The 13,645-nt window shown below is 73.5% G+C and carries 16 protein-coding genes; 6 read left to right on the top strand and 10 right to left on the bottom strand.

Annotation, left to right across the window (positions count from 1 at the left end; translation table 11 throughout):
- Window positions 1-17 precede the first annotated feature (17 nt).
- Window positions 18-293, top strand: coding sequence for a GlsB/YeaQ/YmgE family stress response membrane protein (locus ABZ321_RS24715; protein ID WP_354895033.1), 276 nt, complete (start codon window positions 18-20; stop codon window positions 291-293).
- Between the two features lie 82 nt (window positions 294-375).
- Here the strand turns inward: ABZ321_RS24715 and ABZ321_RS24710 are convergent, their stop codons facing one another.
- Both ABZ321_RS24710 and ABZ321_RS24705 read right to left on the bottom strand, forming a co-directional pair.
- Window positions 376-1,242, bottom strand: a complete 867-nt coding sequence (locus ABZ321_RS24710; RefSeq protein WP_354895031.1) for an alpha/beta hydrolase — start codon at window positions 1,240-1,242, stop codon at window positions 376-378.
- Between the two features lie 29 nt (window positions 1,243-1,271).
- On the bottom strand, window positions 1,272-2,075 hold the full coding sequence (locus tag ABZ321_RS24705; protein ID WP_344505747.1) for a hypothetical protein: 804 nt from the start codon (window positions 2,073-2,075) through the stop codon (window positions 1,272-1,274).
- A 114-nt stretch (window positions 2,076-2,189) separates the two neighbouring features.
- On the opposite strand from ABZ321_RS24705, the gene ABZ321_RS24700 reads away from it, so the two are divergent.
- The 3 genes from ABZ321_RS24700 to ABZ321_RS24690 all read left to right on the top strand — a co-directional run bounded on the left by ABZ321_RS24700 (window position 2,190) and on the right by ABZ321_RS24690 (window position 4,713).
- Window positions 2,190-3,338: a helix-turn-helix domain-containing protein gene (locus tag ABZ321_RS24700; protein WP_354895028.1), complete on the top strand. Its 1,149-nt coding sequence runs from the start codon at window positions 2,190-2,192 to the stop codon at window positions 3,336-3,338.
- A 72-nt stretch (window positions 3,339-3,410) separates the two neighbouring features.
- A complete protein-coding gene (locus tag ABZ321_RS24695; protein WP_354895025.1) occupies window positions 3,411-4,106 on the top strand; it encodes a hypothetical protein in 696 nt (231 codons plus the stop codon).
- 109 nt (window positions 4,107-4,215) lie between these two features.
- Entirely contained in the window at window positions 4,216-4,713 is a 498-nt protein-coding gene (locus tag ABZ321_RS24690) for a GNAT family N-acetyltransferase (protein WP_354895022.1), read from the top strand.
- Between the two features lie 116 nt (window positions 4,714-4,829).
- Here the strand turns inward: ABZ321_RS24690 and ABZ321_RS24685 are convergent, their stop codons facing one another.
- From ABZ321_RS24685 to ABZ321_RS24660, 6 genes are all read right to left on the bottom strand, one after another.
- On the bottom strand, window positions 4,830-5,627 hold the full coding sequence (locus ABZ321_RS24685; RefSeq protein ID WP_354895019.1) for a hypothetical protein: 798 nt from the start codon (window positions 5,625-5,627) through the stop codon (window positions 4,830-4,832).
- Between the two features lie 7 nt (window positions 5,628-5,634).
- Window positions 5,635-6,888: a phytase gene (locus ABZ321_RS24680; RefSeq protein ID WP_354895016.1), complete on the bottom strand. Its 1,254-nt coding sequence runs from the start codon at window positions 6,886-6,888 to the stop codon at window positions 5,635-5,637.
- A 43-nt stretch (window positions 6,889-6,931) separates the two neighbouring features.
- Window positions 6,932-7,249, bottom strand: a complete 318-nt coding sequence (locus tag ABZ321_RS24675) for a DUF3349 domain-containing protein (RefSeq protein WP_344505742.1) — start codon at window positions 7,247-7,249, stop codon at window positions 6,932-6,934.
- 9 nt (window positions 7,250-7,258) lie between these two features.
- Window positions 7,259-7,543, bottom strand: coding sequence for a hypothetical protein (locus ABZ321_RS24670; protein ID WP_344505741.1), 285 nt, complete (start codon window positions 7,541-7,543; stop codon window positions 7,259-7,261).
- A gap of 12 nt (window positions 7,544-7,555) precedes the next feature.
- Window positions 7,556-8,764 (bottom strand): inorganic phosphate transporter, encoded by a 1,209-nt coding sequence (locus ABZ321_RS24665; protein ID WP_344505740.1) that lies wholly within the window; start codon window positions 8,762-8,764, stop codon window positions 7,556-7,558.
- Window positions 8,765-8,901: 137 nt separating this feature from the next.
- On the bottom strand, window positions 8,902-9,804 hold the full coding sequence (locus ABZ321_RS24660) for an anti-sigma factor RsbA family regulatory protein (protein WP_354895012.1): 903 nt from the start codon (window positions 9,802-9,804) through the stop codon (window positions 8,902-8,904).
- A 128-nt stretch (window positions 9,805-9,932) separates the two neighbouring features.
- On the opposite strand from ABZ321_RS24660, the gene ABZ321_RS24655 reads away from it, so the two are divergent.
- Complete coding sequence (locus tag ABZ321_RS24655; protein WP_354895009.1) at window positions 9,933-11,198, top strand: HDOD domain-containing protein; 1,266 nt, start codon at window positions 9,933-9,935, stop codon at window positions 11,196-11,198.
- A gap of 9 nt (window positions 11,199-11,207) precedes the next feature.
- The gene (locus ABZ321_RS24650; RefSeq protein ID WP_354895006.1) at window positions 11,208-11,954 is read left to right on the top strand and encodes an SDR family oxidoreductase; all 747 of its coding nucleotides are present in this window, start codon (window positions 11,208-11,210) and stop codon (window positions 11,952-11,954) included.
- 43 nt (window positions 11,955-11,997) lie between these two features.
- Here the strand turns inward: ABZ321_RS24650 and ABZ321_RS24645 are convergent, their stop codons facing one another.
- Together ABZ321_RS24645 and ABZ321_RS24640 are read right to left on the bottom strand one after the other, a co-directional pair.
- Window positions 11,998-13,206 carry a globin domain-containing protein gene (locus ABZ321_RS24645; protein ID WP_354895003.1) on the bottom strand — a complete coding sequence of 403 codons (1,209 nt, stop codon included), beginning with the start codon at window positions 13,204-13,206 and terminating at the stop codon, window positions 11,998-12,000.
- Window positions 13,207-13,308: 102 nt separating this feature from the next.
- Window positions 13,309-13,509 carry a hypothetical protein gene (locus ABZ321_RS24640; protein ID WP_354895000.1) on the bottom strand — a complete coding sequence of 67 codons (201 nt, stop codon included), beginning with the start codon at window positions 13,507-13,509 and terminating at the stop codon, window positions 13,309-13,311.
- Between the last annotated feature and the right edge of the window lie 136 nt (window positions 13,510-13,645).

Genomic DNA, 13,645 nt, shown 5'->3' with positions numbered 1-13,645 from the left:
GAACCTGGAGGCATCAGATGACCGTCAGCGGCATCATCTCCGCGCTCGTCGTCGGCCTGATCATCGGCGCGCTCGGGCGCCTGGTCGTGCCCGGCAAGCAGCACATCCCGATCTGGCTGACCATCGTCATCGGCATCGTCGCCGCCCTGATCGGCACCGTCATCGCCGGTGCGATCGGCGTGGCGAACACCTCGGGCATCGACTGGATCGAGCTCGCCATCCAGGTCGTGCTGGCCGCGGCCGGCGTGTGGCTGGTCGCGGGCATGTACGGCCGCCGCCATCACCACGTCTAGTGACCCGGACTCGCCCAGGGAGCTGCACGACCGGAAGCGACGTCGCGGACCAGACGGGTCCACGACGTCGCAGCTCCGGTCGTCACGAGGCGGTGAGGACCTCGGCGAGCCTCGCGGTGGCCCGGGGGGTGGTGAGGATCGTGTAGTGGTTGCAGTCGGGGATGAGCTCGGCGCGCAGGGCCGTCTGCGCGGTCCAGTGGTCGACCACGGGCTGCGGGAGCAGGCCGGGCTCCTGGCCGAACATGCCGCGCGGGGCGTGCAGCAGGTCGGCCGGTAGGCGCAGCGCGCGCAGGTCGTCGCCGAAGCTGCCGGCGTTGACGAGCAGGTCGCGGCCGTCCTCCGCCACAGCGGCCGGGGACACCCGGGAGCGGATCGCGCCGGGGTCGCCGGTGGCGTCGTAGCGGGCGTACGCGTCGAGGTCGGCGCTCCAGTCGGCGGCGAGCGCCGGGTGGTTGCGGAACACGTCGACGTAGGCGTCCTCGGTCGGGAACGTCATCCTCAGGCGGGTGATCGCCGGGCCCAGCGTCGCCTCCAGGACCGCGTCGGGGTCCGCGCCGGGCGGGACGGGCAGCGGCAGGCCGCCGTCGATGAGCACGAGGTGCCGGTACAGGCCGGGCTCCCGGACCGCGGCCCGCAGCGCGGCGTAGGCGCCCATCGACTGGCCGGCGAGGACGACGGGCCGGCCGAGGTGGCGGGCGGCGGTGGCGAGGTCCTCGGCGTGGCGGTCCATGCCGAACGGGCCGGGGAGGCCGTTGCTGCGTCCCCGGCCGCGCAGGTCCACGGCGAGCAGCGTCCAGCCGGCGGGCAGGGCACGGGCGAGCGCCGCGAACGCCATCGCCGAGGCGGTGATGCCGTGGGCGGCGAGCACGACCGGCGCCGCCGGGTCCTGCGAGCCGGACCGCAGGGCGTGCAGCGGGCCGTCCGGCGTGGGGATCTCGACGCTGTCCATGTGGTGTGGTTCCTCCGAACTGTGCAGGGTTACGGGGCGAGGGCGTTGCGGCGGACGTCGGAGAAGGTGCGGGTGTCGGTACAGATGCCGCAGCGTGGACCGGTGAACTCGGCGCCGGCGGCGGTGTCGCCCATGAGCTGGAAGCGGAACCAGGCGGTCGTCGGCGCGGCGAACGGGCCCGGGTCGCCGACGACGGTGAAGTGGTCGGCGCCCCGCAGCTCAGCGTAGATCGCCGGGATGTGGTCCGCGTCGTTGTAGAACGCCTTCACCAGCGCCGGGAACACGATGCTGTCGTACTGGCCGGCGAGCAGCAGCGCGGGGACGTGCACGGCGTCGATGTCGGCGAGGGGGCCGGGCTGGATCGGCAGGATCGCGTCGATGCGCGGGTCGGCGCCGACGACGATCGCCGCGGCGCCGCCCTGGGAGTGGCCGGACGCGCCGATGTGGGCGAGGTCGACGTGGTGGTGGAAGACGCTGCCGGGGTCGGCGTCGGCCTGGGCGAGGGCGTCGATGCCGAGGCGCATCGAGACGCCGAGGTTGGAGGTCGGCGTGTTCGCGGCGGAGACGATGAAGCCGTGGCTCGCCCAGTACAGCAGCAGGTCACGGTAGACGAGCGGGACGCCGCCGGTGCCGTTGCCCCAGACGATCACCGGGTGCCGGCGGGGGCTGGTGGCGATGTCGCGCGGGTAGTACAGGGTGTTGACGACGCCGACCTGGACGGCGGTCGCGTAGGGGCCGGGCGCGTCCCAGGCGTCCGCGGCGGCGGCCGGTCGGGCGGGGACCAGCAGCGCGGCCACGCACAGCAGCGCGGCGAGGCCGTAACGGTGAGACATCGTGCCTCCTCGTTGGTTGGGGGTCCTCGAATCGTCGCGCCGGCCGCGGCCGGTGTCTGTGCGCACTTGCGGCAATGATTGACGCGCGGGTTTGGGCGATGTGACGATGCCGGCATGCGGGACCTGCACGACCGGATGGCGCCCAGGCTCGCCGAGCTGACCGGTGAGATCGTCGCCGGATGCGCCTCCGACGTGCCGTTCTACCGGGGGCTGCCGGCCGAGGTCCTGGACGGCCCGGTCCGCGAGTCGGTCGGCACCGTCTTGGGCCTTCTGCTGAGGATGCTCCGCGACGAGGAGACGCTGCGGCCCGGCGACCTGACCTGGGTGGTGGAGCTGTCCGCCCGCCGGGCCCGGGACCACGTGCCGCTGGAGGCGGCGCTCGCGGCGTACCTCATCGGCGCCCGCACCTGGTGGCGCACGCTGTCGGCCGTCGCCGCCCCAGCGGAGCTGCCCGCCGCCGGCGCGCTGCTGCTGGACGGCCTGGCCGGCATGATGCCCGCCGTCGTCGTCGCGCACCTGCAGGCGCAGGAGGACCTGCGGGGCGAGTCGGCGCGGGCCCGGCGGGAGCTGCTCGCCGCGCTGCTGCACGGGCAGCCGTTCCATGTCGTCGCGGCCCTCGCGCAGGACGTCAGGGTCGAGGTCGGGCAGCGGCACACGGTGCTGCTGGTGCGGTTCGCGCCCCGCCCGCCGGACCGGCTCGTGCAGGTCGCCCTCGACGCGCACGCGGGCACGCCCGTCCTCGCCGACCACGCCGCCGGCATCGTGCTGCTGCCCGACGGCGTCACCGCGGCGTCGATGGCGGCGGGCCTGGGGGAGGCGCTGTCGAGCACCGTGCTGGCGGCCGCCGCGGCGGCGGACACGCCCGCCGGCATCCCGGCCGCTGCCGCCGAGGCGCGCGAGGTGATGGACCTGGTGACCCGGATCGGCCGCACGTCCGGCGTGTACCGCCTGGACGACGTCCTCGTGGAGTACCAGCTCTCCCGCCCCGGGCCGGGCCTGCAGCGGCTGGCGGCGAAGCTCGACCCGCTGCGCGGGCACCCGTACCTGCTCGACACGCTACGCAGCTTCGTCGCGCACGGGCACAACCGTCGGCAGACCGCGCTGGACCTGCACATCCACCGCAACACGCTGGACTACCGCCTGCATCGCATCACCACGATGACCGGCCTGGACCCGGCGGTCCCCGAGCACTCCCGCCTGCTGGACGCCGCCCTCACCGCCGCGGCGCTGCACGACCGCCCGCCGCAGGCCGGTGCCGGCTGACTTCTTACGAACCGGGGACATCGTGGATCAACGCCTTCCACGGCACTGAACGATGCCGATACGTTTCGCCCCATGACACACATCACGGGGAGTGTGGCTCGTCGACGGCTGGGCCGCGCCGGCACTGTGGCCGTCGCGGCCGTGCTGGTGGCGGGCCTGACACCGGCCGCTGCCGCGGCGGCCGCGGACGAGCCGCCCTATGTCAGTTCCAGCACCGTTTCGAGCGCGGCCGTCGACGGCGACGTGGTGGACGGCACCGTGGAGCTGCTGCGGCCGGCCCCGCCCGGCGGCATCGCCGTGGCGCTGTGGCCGAACAGCACCTACGAGTACGGCGCGCTGGCCCTCGACGAACTGTGGGTCGTCGTGCCGGCCGGCCGGTCCCAGGCGAAGGTGCGCCTGCGAGCCCGGGCGGAGCGGCCCGTGCTCGCGCAGCCGTCGGCCGACCTCGGCACCTCGCGCGCCTTCGCCGATGCCGTCGTCGCGCCGGACGCGCTGTCGTTCAACGGCGACCTGCCGCTCGGGCAGACCGCGCCGTGGCTGCTCGGCGTGGGCCGGGCGGCGCACCCGGGCGGCGCCGTCGTGACGCTCAGCAGCGACACGCCGGGCGTGAGCGTGCCCGCGACGGTGACCGTGCCGGCGGACCGGGCGACGGCCGGGTTCCCGGTCGCGGTCGCCGCGGACGTCGCACCGTGGACCACCGTCACCGTCACCGCCAGCTGGAACGGCACGACCGTGAGCACCGCCTTCTTCACCTACCCACCTGCCTGAAGCACGCAACGGGGGGCGGTGGGGCACGGCCGTCCGGCCGTGCCCCACCGCGGGTTTCCGCGCACCTCGGGGGCACGCCCGCCGCTCCGGAGCCGGGTAGCGTGAACGGATGCTGACGACACGTGTCGGGGGACCGCTGGACGCGCCGGTCGTCGCCCGGCTGTGGGCCGCCGCGGACGCCGCCCGCCGCGCCGCTGCCGGGGCTGGGCCCCACACCGAGGCAACGGCGGAGGCGAGGACCCTGCGGATGCTGGCGGGAACCGGGTCGCTGCTGGTGGTGGCGGAGGCAGAGGGTGAGCCGGCCGCGATGACCGTGGTCGTGCAGGCCCTCGCGCGGGACGGCGCCGGCGACCCGATCCCGGGGCTGGCCCACGTCACGATGGTCGCCGTCGACCCGTCCCGCTGGGGCCTCGGCCTCGGCGCCGCCGTCGTCACCCGCGCGCAGGCCGAGGCCCGCGGCCTCGGCTACACCCAGGCGCAGCTGTGGACGCAGCAGAGCAACGCGCGGGCCGACCGCCTGTACCGCCGCCTCGGCTGGACCCTGTCGGGCCGCACCAACACCGACGAGCACGGCGAACCGATCCGCCACTACGTCCGGGCGCTCTGAGCCCACTGGGAGGCCGAGCCTCGAAGCGCACCGAGACAGCGATCGTCAAGAACGCCGTCATCCATGCATTGGAACGGTTCGCCGGCGAGGATGTCCAGACCGTCGACGCGGCAGCGTCAGGCATCGGTGTCGGCGGCTCGGACGCGACGCCGATCGATCACGGTCACGTCGACGCCGCTCGGCACAGTGAAGTCTCCGGAGGGGTCGGACAGCAGTTCGGCCGGGTCGAGGGGCAGCCGCGCGTGGGGGCCGAAGTACGCGCCGTCAAGGTGGGCGAGAACCTCGGTGCCGTGTTCCTCGGTTTCGTCGAGCACCTGCAGCTGCGGGGGTGGATATCGCCAGTCGGCCCACTGCCGGTAGTGCCGCCCGTCCCGCCAGACATCCGCGACGACCGCGGTGCACAGGGCCGTCACCATGGCCAGGCCAGTGCCTGCCGGGCATGGCCCGCGACCGAAAAACGCGGTCAACGCCTCGGCCACCCACGGCTCCCGCTGTGGCCGAATCCGATCGACGGAAAGACCCACGCCGTTGTCCCGCACGGAGAACACCAGGTCCGATTCGATCACGACATCGACCCGGGAAACCAGGCTCTGAGGATCGGCCGCGGCCTGGTGGACCGTCCAACGCAGAACCTGTCCGGGCAGCGCCGGGTCGTGCCGATCGACTCCGAAGTACATCAGCGGACGGCTCCGCACGGCCATCAGATTCGGCCAAACAGTGATGCCACTGGCCGTCAACTGACGTCCGTCATGAGTGGTCATCACAACATCATCCCCGACCTGGACACGCCACCGGTGCGTCGCGGCGGCGGAAGTGTCCTCGCGGGGCGTCGAAGGGGCAGGCGGCGGGGTGGCCGTCGCGAGGACCTCCAGGGGGTCGGTGAAGACGGTGGCCTGGAGGTCCTCGCGGGTCATGGCCGGGTCAGCGCTGGCGCAGGAAGCCGGCGTCGAGGAACTTGAAGTTGGTGGTCTCCCGGTCGCCGTCGGTGGGCGTGTCCGCGCCGTCGTGCACGACGAGCAGGCCGTGCGGGAAGCCGGGCAGCGGGGTCGCGGTCACGGCGGCGCCGTCGCAGCCTTCGGAGCCGTCGGTGCGGGCGCCGGCGACGACCGCGAAGTGGCCGGTCGGGCGCAGGGTCAGCCGGTCGTAGGTGTAGAAGGTGTCGTCGCCCTGGCTCGACACGAGCAGGGTGCCGGTGAGCGCGCCGGTCTGCAGGATGGTGAGGCCCTCGACGTCCGCGGCGATGCGGCCGCCGTAGCCGGGGTCGGCGGCGTAGTCGACGACGCAGTCGTCCTCGGCCTCGTCGAACCGGGCCGGGACGCCGAACTCGCGGGTCCGCTCCACGGACTGCGGCGCGCCGCGGAACCGGCCGCCCCACACCGGGATCCGCCACAGGCCGACGGTCTCCTGCGCCAGGTACGCGATCCGGGTCGTCGGGTCGACGACGCTGCCCTCCACCTGCGGGCCGTCGCCGGGGTCGGCGCACGGCGACCAGGCCGAGCCGTTCGGCAGCCGGAACGTCGACGGCAGCGTCAGCAGGTCCACCCGCCGGTAGGTGACGGTGCCGCCGCTCGCGACGAGCTGGAACAGGCCGACCTCGGAGGTGCTGCGGCGGCTGACGACGGCGTAGGCGGTGCCGTCGAAGTCGCGGAACGTGGCCAGGCCGTAGGCGGTGCGCTGCTCGTTGACCTGCGCCTGGTCGGTGCTGAACGCGAACGGCACGCCGGGCGCGGTCACGTCGGTGAGGGTGCCGGTGGCCGGGTCGATGCGGTAGAAGCGCAGCTGGTCGCGGCCCCGGTCGGTGACGACGGCCAGGTCGGTGGTGCGGCCGCCGAGCCGGAACCCGGGCACCAGGTCGACGTTGTTGAACCGGCCTGCGGCGTCGTCCTCGCCGGGCGCGGGCGGGGTGGCGATCGCCTGCCGTTCGCGGCCCGCGAGGTCGTACACGCGAAGACCACCGTTCTTGGCGGTGGCCAGCACCCGGCTCGCGCCGCGGTCGCGCTCGTTGACCCAGATGGCCGGGTCGTCGGCGTTGGCGTCGCCGCCGGCCTCGTCGTCGTAGAGGGGCGGGGTCTCCACGGCCGCGGTCACCGTCTTCAGGGACGGCGCCGCGTGGGCGGCCGTGGGGACCAGCAGCAGCGGCACCGTGGCCGCCGCCAGGACAATGAGTCGTCGCATCCGCCGAAGCTATGGTGCGTGTCGATCCGTCAGGTGAACACACTCAGTCGGCCGGCGGATCCGCCAGTGGCCAGCCGACGGCGGCCAGGCGCGCCGACACCCTGGCGACGTCCTCGGCGGACGCCGTCTGCAGCACGGAGTCGTTGATCATGCTCTCGATGTCGGCGGTGCTGACCGGGTCGGCGGTGCGCTGCGACTCCCCGGCGAGCGCCCGCGCGATCCTGTGGATCTCGTCGTCGGTCAGCTTGCGGCGCAGCAGCCCGAGCAGCGCCACGTAGTCCTGGCGGGGCACTCCGGACGGGTAGCCGGCCCGCAGCCACTCCACGGTGCGGGTCAGGAAGTTCGAGCTGGGCTCACCCATGGTGTCCTCTCACTTGTCCACGACGGTCGGGTAGACGTGCTCGAAGCTGAGCTCCTTGCCGAAGCCCGACGCGACGATGAACGTGATGCCCAGCGCGACGCCGAGCAGCACGATCGCGAAGCAGAGGTAGCCGCCGGCGGTGCCCAGCGGGTGCGGTGCCCGGCCCGGGCCGCCCGCGCCGTACGCGAGCGACCGGACGCCGAGCGCGAACAGGGCCGGCAGGCCGGCGCCCAGGATCAGGCCGGCCAGCAGGACCCGCCAGGCCGCCTCGAGCGCGAATCCGAAGTTGTGCATCTCGCGGTCCTCTCAGCGGTCCGCGTCGGCGAGTTCGCGCCGGGCGTCCCAGTCGTCGTTGACGTTGGTGTGGTCGACCGGCGCCCGGCGGGACCGCAGGTACATGAACGCGGCCGCGGCGAGGAGGACCAGGAAGATGGTGACCGCGCCGGCGAGGCCGCCGACGCCGTTGCCGAGCCACCACATGAGTGCGCCGACGACCGCGGCGGCGGGCAGCGTGATGAGCCACGCCGCGACCATCCGCCCGGCCACCGCCCAGCGGACCAGCGCGCCGGGCCGCCCGACGCCGCTGCCGAGGATCGAGCCGGTCGCGACGTGGGTGGTCGACAGCGCGAACCCGAGATGGCTTGAGGCCAGGATGACCGCCGCGGACGCGGACTCGGCGGCGAGCCCCTGCGGCGGGGAGATCTCGACCAGGCCCTTGCCGACGGTACGGATGATGCGCCAGCCGCCGAGAGCGGTGCCGAGCGCGATCGCCACCGCGCAGGCGGCCTTGACCCAGAACGGGATGTTCGTCGTGTCCGTCCAGGCTCCCGTCGCGATCAGCGCCAGGGTGATGACCCCCATGGTCTTCTGGGCGTCGTTGGTGCCGTGGGCGAGCGAGACCAGCGAGGCGCTGCCGATCTGCCCCCAGCGGAAGCCGTTGTCGGTGAAGCGCTGGTCGACGCCGGTGGTGATCCGGTAGATCAGCCAGGTGCCGGTGGCGGCGACGGCCCCGGCGATCACCGGCGACATGACGGCTGGCAGGACGACCTTGCCGATGACACCGTCGAGCTTGCTGCCGTTGCCGTTCCAGTTGACGCCGGACCAGCCGAGCCCGGCGATCGTGGCGCCGATGAGCCCGCCGAAGAGCGCGTGCGACGAGCTGGACGGCAGGCCGAGCAGCCAGGTCAGCAGGTTCCATACGATGCCGCCGACCAGCCCGGCCAGGATGATCAGCAGCAGCGCGGCGCCGCCGTCGGCGACGAGGTCCTGTTTCGGTGTGCCGTTGGAGTTCTGGATCTTCACGACCGCGTTGCTCACGGTCAGGGCGACCTCGACGGACAGGAACGCACCCACCAGGTTCAGGACGCCGGACAGGAGCACCGCGACCTTCGGCCGAAGGGCACGGGTGGCGATGGAGGTCGCCATCGCGTTGGCGGTGTCGTGGAACCCGTTCGTGAAGTCGAACCCGAGCGCCGTCACGATCACCAGGAGGAGGACCACGGTGGTTTCGGTCACACTCTCGATCGTCACGCCGCCCGGTGCGACCCACCACCGCGGAAGACCTGCTCAGGCGGGATTTCGCTACCAGTTTCCCGCCCGGTCACCCACGGGTGCGACAGCCCGGTCAGCTACGGGTGCGACGGCCCGGTCGCCTACGGGTGCGACAGCATGAACCGAACCCGGGTCCAACCGTCGTGATGGGTGACGGCGAACGCCTCGGACAGCTGCTGGGCGATCCACATGCCGCGGCCGCCGAGCAGCCGGTCGTCCGGCGGGCGGTAGCCGGCGAGCGGGTCGGACGGGCCGGGCCCGTCGTCGCCGACCTCGCAGACCATGCCCTGCGGCGTGACCCAGACCCGCAGCTCGCGGCGGGCGCCCCCGTACAGCACGGCGTTGGCGGCGATCTCGCTGGTGACCAGCAGCAGCTCGTCGAGCCGGTCGGTGCCGGCCCAGCCGTGCGCGGCGGCGATCCGGCCGACGAGGTGGCGGGCCTCGGCCACGCTGTCGCCGAGGAGTGTCACGTCGGCGGGCGGGCCGTCGACGGGCGGGACCGGCTCGGGCACCGCGCCGAGGAACTCCGCCGGCGGCCGGTACGTGTCGCTGCCGGGATGGGTGCGCCGGGCGTCGGCGAGCACCTCGTGTGGCAGCACGCGCGTGTCATACGGGCAGACGATCCAGGCCGGGGCGTCGGCGAGCACCTCGTTGACCGCCGACTCGAACCGCGCCCAGGTCACGTGCCGCGCCGGCGGCCCGGACCCGGCCTCGCCGATGATCCGGACCGCGTCGTGCCCGCGGCTGGCGGCGTCGGCGAGGAGCTTCCGCCAGCCGGCGACGGTGCTCGCCGGCCGCCGGAAGCAGCCGTCGCGGTCCATGAATGTCACCTGGGCGGCGTCGCGGCCGAGCGCGTCGCGCAGCAGGTCCGCGTTGGCGTCGGTGACGGCCGCGACGACGGCGTGGTCGCTGTGCAGGCCGTCGCGGACGAACGGCACGAGCCCGCCGGTGAACCCCTCGTCGGTGTCGTAGAAGAACGCGTCGTGGGTCAGCGACGCCCGCATCCCCACCACCCCGCCTTCCGACCTCCGGCCTGCCGGCCTCCACCGTACCCCTGCCATCACCCGCCGAAGGTGAGGGTATATACGCCGTTCCGCACCATTCGACCTGGTTTTGGGTAGATCATGGCGGAGTGAGGGAGCACACGGGGGCATTCAGAGGACCGGACACCGACCATGTCGTGCACGTCGCCCGGCAGCCGATCTACGACCGCGACGGCATCATGGTCGCCGGCGAGCTGCTGTTCCGGGCCCGGACGACCGCGACGGGCGCCGACCGCAGCGACTCCGTCGCCACCGCCCGCGTGCTGGTCGCGGCGTTCACCGAGTTCGGGATCAGGGAGCTGACCGGCGACCGGCTGTGCTTCGTCAACCTGACCCGCGACTTCCTCACCGGCCGCCTGCCGCTGCCGTTCGACGGCAGCCAGGCCGTCCTGGAGATCCTGGAGTCGACCACCGTCGACGACGAGGTCGTCGACGGCGTCACCGCGCTCGTCGAGCAGGGGTACACCGTCGCCCTCGACGACTTCGTGCCCGGCGGCGGCCACGAGCCGCTGCTGCCCCTCGCCACCTACGTGAAGATCGACATGCTGCACGCGTCGGAGCCCGAGGTCCGCGCCGCCGTCGCCGAGTGCCGCCGCTTCGGGCACCTGCGGCTGGTCGCCGAGCGCCTGGAGACCCCCGACGCGCTGCGCCTGGCGTTCACGCTCGGGTTCGAGCTCTTCCAGGGCAACATCCTGGGCCGCCCGCACATCAACTCGACCGTCACGCTCGCCCCGGCGCGGCTGACCCGGCTGCGGATGCTGCAGGCGCTCACCGCCGAGGACGCCGACATCGACGAGATCGCCGCGCTCGTCGCCGAGGACGCGGCGCTCACGCTGCGGCTGCTGCGCGCCACCAACTCCGCCGCGCTCGGGCTCAACCGGACCGTGTCGTCGGTCCGCGACACCGTCGTCGTGCTCGGCCTCGACCGGATCCGGCAGTGGGTAACCCTCATGCTCGTCGCCGACCTCACCGAGGCCGACCCCGAGCAGCTCAGCGACGTCCTCGTCCGGGCCCGGTTCAGCCAGTTCCTGGCCGGCGCCGCGGGGGTGCCCGGCGACGTCGCGTACATCGGCGGGCTGCTCTCGGCGCTCGCCGACCTCTACGACGAGCCCGCCGACCGCATGGTGCACGGGCTGCCGCTGGACCCGGTCCTCGTCGACGCCCTCACCACCGGCCGCGGCCCGCTCGGCGACGTGCTCGCCACGGCCCGCGCGTACATGACCCAGTCCGCGGAGATGCCCCCGGCCGGCAGCCTGCCCACCCAGACGACCGGCACCGAGGACATGGTCATGGCCTACCTGTCGGCCGTGCGCTCCACCAACGCCACCCTCGCCGAGCTGACCGCCGACGTGTAGGTTCACGCCGTGGCGGCAGCGGGTGTGGTACTGGTGACCGGCGCGTCCCGCGGACTGGGCGCGACGATCGCCCGGACACTCGCGGCCGGCGGCTGGGCCGTCGCGGTCAACTACCGGCACGGCGCCGCAGCCGCCGCGGCGGTCGTCGCGGACATCCGCGCCGCCGGCGGCACCGCCGAGGCCTTCGAGGCCGACGTCACCGACGAGTCCTCCGTCGCCGCGCTCATGGCGGACGTCACCGCCCGGCTCGGCCCGGTCACCGCCGTCGTCGCCAACGCCACCGGCCCGCAGCCCCCGGTCCCCGTCGAGGACCTCACCTGGGACGACCACCTCGGGCAGCTGCTGTTCTTCGTGAAGAGCCCGACTCTGCTCGTCCAGGCCGCCCTGCCCGCGATGCGCGCCGCCGGTCGCGGCCGGGTCGTGCTGGTCGGCTCCGACATGGTCGACCGGGCCCTGCCCGGCTGGTCCGCGTACGTGGCGGCGAAGGCGGCCCAGGTCGGCCTGGCCCGCACCTGGGCCCGCGAGCTCGGCCCGCACGGCATCACCGTAAACGTCGTCGCCCCCGGCTGGATCCCCGTCGAACGCCACGCCGACGTGCCCTCCACGGCGCTGGACTCGTACGCCGCCGAGGTCCCGCTGCGCCGCATCGGCCACCCGTCCGACGTCGCCGGCGCGGTGCGCTTCCTGCTGTCGGACGAGGGCGCCTTCATCACCGGCGACCGCCTGACCGTCAACGGCGGCCACACCATCGGCTGACGGTCGTGCGGCCGCCACGGGACGCGGTGTACCTCCGCGAAGGTCACTCGGTGTCGGCCTGCCACAGGTCGGGGCCGAACATCTCGTACTGGACGTCGCGGGCCGGCACGCCGCGGTCGATCAGCTGGCTGCGCACGCTCTGCAGGAACGGCAGCGGGCCGCACAGGTAGAAGACGGCGCCGTCGGGCAGCGGGATCCGCGAGACGTCCATCATGCCGGCCGAGACGCCCGCGCCCGGCAGGTCGGTGTGCGGGCCCTGCTCGTACCACACGTGCAGCACCGACGAGGGCAGGCGGGACAGGTCCCCGACGATCTGCCGGCGCAGCGGGAAGGACTCCTCGTCGGTGTCGGCGTGCAGCAGGGTGACGTGCATGCGGGAGCCGGCGGCGACGAGGTGGGAGAGCATGCCGGCCATCGGGGTGATGCCGATGCCGGCGCTGGCGAAGACGACCGGCCGGCCGGAGTCGTCCAGGACCACGTCGCCGTAGGGGACGCTCATGGCGATCTCGTCGCCGACCTGGACGCCGTCGTGCAGGAGGTTGGACACCTCGCCGTCGGGCTTGCCGCCGCCGTGGACCCGCTTGACCGCGAAGTAGCGGTGCTCGCCGTCGTCGGCGCGGGTCAGGCTGTACTGGCGCGGCTGGCGCACACCGTCGGGCATGCGGAGGTTGACGCTGACGTACTGCCCGGGCAGCGACGTCCTGACGGGCCGGTCGTCGGTGCGGCGCATCACGAAGCCCATGACGTCGCCGGTCTCGCGGTACTTGCCGGCGACCCGCCACTGCCGCCACACCCGTTCCGGGGTGACGCCGCGGGCGCTGTACAGGCCGCGCTCCTGGTTGATCAGGGCGTAGGCCATCAGCCAGTACACCTCGTCCCAGGCCGCCGCGACGTCCGGGGTGACAGCGGCGCCGAGGACGTCACCGATCGCCCACATCAGGTGCTCGTGCACGATGCCGTACTGCTCGGGCCGGATGCCCAGCGACGCGTGCTTGTGCGAGATGCGCGTCAGCAGCCGGCCCGGCGGCCGCAGCGGGTCGTCCAGCAGGGTCGCGGCGAACACCGCCACCGACCCCGCTAGGGCCTTGGGCTGCGAGCCCTCCGCCTGGTTGCCGCGGTTGAACAGCCCGTCCTCCAGGTCCGGCCGGGCGGCGAACATGTGGGCGTAGAAGCGGTCCGCGATCTCCTCGATGTGCTGGCCGACGACGGGAAGCGTGGCCTTGACGACCCGCCGGGCCTGGTTCGACAACACCGCTGCGTTCTCACCGGTTCGCAGAGGGTCAAACCTGCTCAGCGCAGGCGGCCGCCGCCTCGGCGCGGAGTCTGACGGAATTCCGCCGCCCGGCTGGTGTGGTCACCTTCGCTCGAGGGCGACGACCGCGTCGAGGAGGCCGTGCAGGCCGAGCTCGTAGCGGTCGGCGTCCACCCGTTCGAACAGGAGCTCGTCGAGCGGCACGCCGGCGGACTGCTCCGGGCGTCCGGCGATCTCCAACTCGGCCAGGACGACGAGTTTGAGATCGTGCAGGAACGTCGGCTCGCTGTACAGAGCTGTCATCGCGGTTGTCATCGCGCCTCCGATTCCGGCTCGGAGCGTGGAAGGAAGCACCGCCCACCCGACAAGCGTTCTCCGCGGGCGTCACACCGGCGCTCACCCGGAGGGATGAAACGGCCTCCCGGCGGGGACAGTGGGC

This window comes from Dactylosporangium sp. NPDC006015 (assembly GCF_040614215.1).
Taxonomy (GTDB): domain Bacteria; phylum Actinomycetota; class Actinomycetes; order Mycobacteriales; family Micromonosporaceae; genus Dactylosporangium; species Dactylosporangium maewongense.
The sequence above is the reverse complement of the archived record's forward strand: the minus strand, read 5'-3'. Positions and strand labels throughout refer to the sequence as shown.

Excerpts from the sequence above, each read along its gene's own strand:
- ABZ321_RS24715 (WP_354895033.1), top strand. The coding sequence starts at position 18 with ATGACCGTCAGCGGCATCATCTCCGCGCTCGTCGTCGGCCTGATCATC.
- ABZ321_RS24710 (WP_354895031.1), bottom strand. The coding sequence starts at position 1,242 with ATGGACAGCGTCGAGATCCCCACGCCGGACGGCCCGCTGCACGCCCTG.
- ABZ321_RS24705 (WP_344505747.1), bottom strand. The coding sequence starts at position 2,075 with ATGTCTCACCGTTACGGCCTCGCCGCGCTGCTGTGCGTGGCCGCGCTG.
- ABZ321_RS24700 (WP_354895028.1), top strand. The coding sequence starts at position 2,190 with ATGCGGGACCTGCACGACCGGATGGCGCCCAGGCTCGCCGAGCTGACC.
- ABZ321_RS24695 (WP_354895025.1), top strand. The coding sequence starts at position 3,411 with ATGACACACATCACGGGGAGTGTGGCTCGTCGACGGCTGGGCCGCGCC.
- ABZ321_RS24690 (WP_354895022.1), top strand. The coding sequence starts at position 4,216 with ATGCTGACGACACGTGTCGGGGGACCGCTGGACGCGCCGGTCGTCGCC.
- ABZ321_RS24685 (WP_354895019.1), bottom strand. The coding sequence starts at position 5,627 with ATGACCCGCGAGGACCTCCAGGCCACCGTCTTCACCGACCCCCTGGAG.
- ABZ321_RS24680 (WP_354895016.1), bottom strand. The coding sequence starts at position 6,888 with ATGCGACGACTCATTGTCCTGGCGGCGGCCACGGTGCCGCTGCTGCTG.
- ABZ321_RS24675 (WP_344505742.1), bottom strand. The coding sequence starts at position 7,249 with ATGGGTGAGCCCAGCTCGAACTTCCTGACCCGCACCGTGGAGTGGCTG.
- ABZ321_RS24670 (WP_344505741.1), bottom strand. The coding sequence starts at position 7,543 with ATGCACAACTTCGGATTCGCGCTCGAGGCGGCCTGGCGGGTCCTGCTG.
- ABZ321_RS24660 (WP_354895012.1), bottom strand. The coding sequence starts at position 9,804 with ATGCGGGCGTCGCTGACCCACGACGCGTTCTTCTACGACACCGACGAG.
- ABZ321_RS24640 (WP_354895000.1), bottom strand. The coding sequence starts at position 13,509 with ATGACAGCTCTGTACAGCGAGCCGACGTTCCTGCACGATCTCAAACTC.